The 2,479-nt window shown below is 39.9% G+C and carries 4 protein-coding genes; all 4 read right to left on the minus strand.

The annotated features are described in order from the left end of the window. Nucleotides 1–122: 122 nt before the first annotated feature. The gene (locus HMPREF0083_RS25855) at nucleotides 123–665 is read right to left on the minus strand and encodes a glycoside hydrolase family 25 protein (RefSeq protein WP_021624961.1); all 543 of its coding nucleotides are present in this window, start codon (nucleotides 663–665) and stop codon (nucleotides 123–125) included. A gap of 30 nt (nucleotides 666–695) precedes the next feature. After that, the gene (locus tag HMPREF0083_RS25860; protein WP_021624962.1) at nucleotides 696–944 is read right to left on the minus strand and encodes a hypothetical protein; all 249 of its coding nucleotides are present in this window, start codon (nucleotides 942–944) and stop codon (nucleotides 696–698) included. 636 nt (nucleotides 945–1,580) lie between these two features. After that, nucleotides 1,581–1,706 carry a hypothetical protein gene (locus HMPREF0083_RS29895; protein ID WP_262360716.1) on the minus strand — a complete coding sequence of 42 codons (126 nt, stop codon included), beginning with the start codon at nucleotides 1,704–1,706 and terminating at the stop codon, nucleotides 1,581–1,583. A 558-nt stretch (nucleotides 1,707–2,264) separates the two neighbouring features. Then, nucleotides 2,265–2,479 (minus strand): hypothetical protein (locus tag HMPREF0083_RS29155; protein ID WP_021624965.1); only part of this gene is annotated, 215 nt, incomplete at its 5' end.

Genomic DNA, 2,479 nt, shown 5'->3' on the forward strand with positions numbered 1-2,479 from the left:
TTTCTTTCACCTTATGGATAATCAACAGGCGTGTAACTGTAATCCTCCTTGTATCTGAGACGTATTTCTCATCATGCATACTCCATATAATCCCTAATGTTCCACAATTTCATAAAATAGGTCTATGAATCTAAATGGAAAGATTTCAGATTGGTAATATGTGTTTTTATTGGACGATACATAATAATCCACTTCATTACTTTACGTCCAAGGAAGGAGTTATAACAAGCAATCCATTTATCATACGGATTCAGACGCTTTTCATCTAATTGCGTTTCTAAGAACGACTTCCCAGCATAAATCACCGCAAAATAACCTGCTTTTTCGATGGCATCCAGGAAGACGACAGCAGCATCCGTTAAAACGGCTTTGCTTGCTTTTTTCTTATTCTCTTCCAGGTCTAAAACAAGTGGGTATGTGATTTTATGCAAGAAATGCTGTGCTTCTGCCTTCGCTTCTGTAACATTACCGAATTTTGCGTAGTGATAGGCACTGACACGAATTCCATTTGCTAGTGCATTAGAAGCATTTGTTTTAAACGTCTTGTCTACAAAGCTTGTCCCTTCACTGGCTTTTAGAAAAACGAATTTCACACCGTCAGCAGCAACTTTATTCCAGTCAACCACTCCGTTCCAATGTGATACGTCGATTCCTTTGATACTCAATGTTCTCCACTCCGTTTCAGTTGTTTAATTTCAACCCATACATATTTGACATTGGTTTCCCTCGAGATGGGCCATTAGCTTGGCCTCACGTTTTTTGCTTTCGCGTTTTTGTTCAGCAACCAAGTCTTTTAACTCCTGTTCTCTTTCCTTGTTCTCCCGTTTTAAGTCCTTAAAAATAAAGGCTACAGCAGTAATGGAAACAAGAAAGAGAATGACAAAAAGAATCCCAAATGCATACTGGGATTCTGCAATCTGCTGTGCTGTTTTTACATCTGGCATATCCCCCCCTCACCGCCTTTCTGACGTGAAATAGAACAGGAGTCACGTATACGACTCCAAAGAAAAAGCCCTTAGGATTTATTTCTCCTAAGGGTAACGGTTGATGGTTACATAGCAGTCTTTGTGACGATATTGGATTCTCCTTCATATTCCCCACCGATAATAACAAGCTTAAATTGATACGTTTGTCTACTAGTTAATCCTCCGACGCGAATCATGTTCTTACGGCTATCTCCAGACCCTGCTTCCCAAATATGGAATTTTTCTGAAGCTTGCCACGTTACTCCTCCATCTACGGAGAATTGGGGTTTTATCTCTGTAGCTCCTTGAGGAATAGTGAATACAAAATCTATAGCATTGCCGTAATCCTGACCTGTGTAATAACCTGCTGAAGCAAAATCATTGATTTTCTTTCCGCTATTCCCGACTTATACCCTTATCTATATTATGGGTTTTCGTTCGGACCTACACCGTGCGGGCCACTTTCATAGCACACGGCGTTCCATCAACGAGAAGAAAGTTTTTTGTTTCTTTTTACAACGGGCACCCTTAATGTACTGTATTCTACTCTCAAGCGATATACCCACTTTGAGGTATTTTGGGTAGCAAAACAAATGCTGCTATTAGGAAAAGCGCTTATTCAGCTAATTCTCCCATATCTAAGTCACCAAGCATCTGATGAACCTTGTCCTTTAAACTATCCAGCACTTCAGCAAAAGTCATTTTGCCTCGTACGATCAATGTCGTTGCAATCAATGCCATCGTTTGTTCACCTCCTTTCAGGTAGCGCAATAGTAGCCAGAAACAACCGGAAACAACGGTAAATAAAAAGACCTTACTGATTTTGCTCATCGGCATTCAACAAGGTCCTAACAGCTTCTTTTTTATGTTCCGGCACATCGTCAATTGCAATGTTTCCACGTAGAATCGACCGATAAAATACATATTCCATATCCTATACTCCCCCTGCATGGAGTCGTTTTTTAATCTCTTCAAGCTGTGCGTAAATGTCGATCATCCCCATCATCACAGCTCCGATACACCAGAAACAATTCCATTTTCGTCTATTTCTGCATAAAAAGGCAACCACCTCACCCTTTTTAATAGAATTCAATTACCTGCCAGTAAATATCAGGGCCATTGTAATTTTGGCATCCTCTTCGAAAAATTATTTCAGAACTCATTAATTCTCCACCAACAATCCCACCCGAATAAGCGTCCGAACCACTATTCCTTGATGTAGAAATGAACATATTTCCGTGAAAAGAAAAAATTGGGATAAATTTAGAAGTGTTCACAGATGATATGGAAACACTATTGTTATTTTTTGAATAATCTATCCATGCTCGTCCCCTTTGTACATTTTTCACCGCTGGAAATGTTGACCTTCCTATATACATCTGGTTTGATCAATCGACAAACTTTTGTGGTAAGAGGTAAGAAAAGACGGAGAAAATCAGAGACTAGAAAAAGGCACATCGGCCTTTCTTCTGCTGGAGCCCAGGGCGCATCCACCCTCTTCTTTTTTCCGAATT

This window comes from Aneurinibacillus aneurinilyticus ATCC 12856, assembly GCF_000466385.1.
Classification (GTDB): Bacteria; Bacillota; Bacilli; order Aneurinibacillales; family Aneurinibacillaceae; genus Aneurinibacillus; species Aneurinibacillus aneurinilyticus.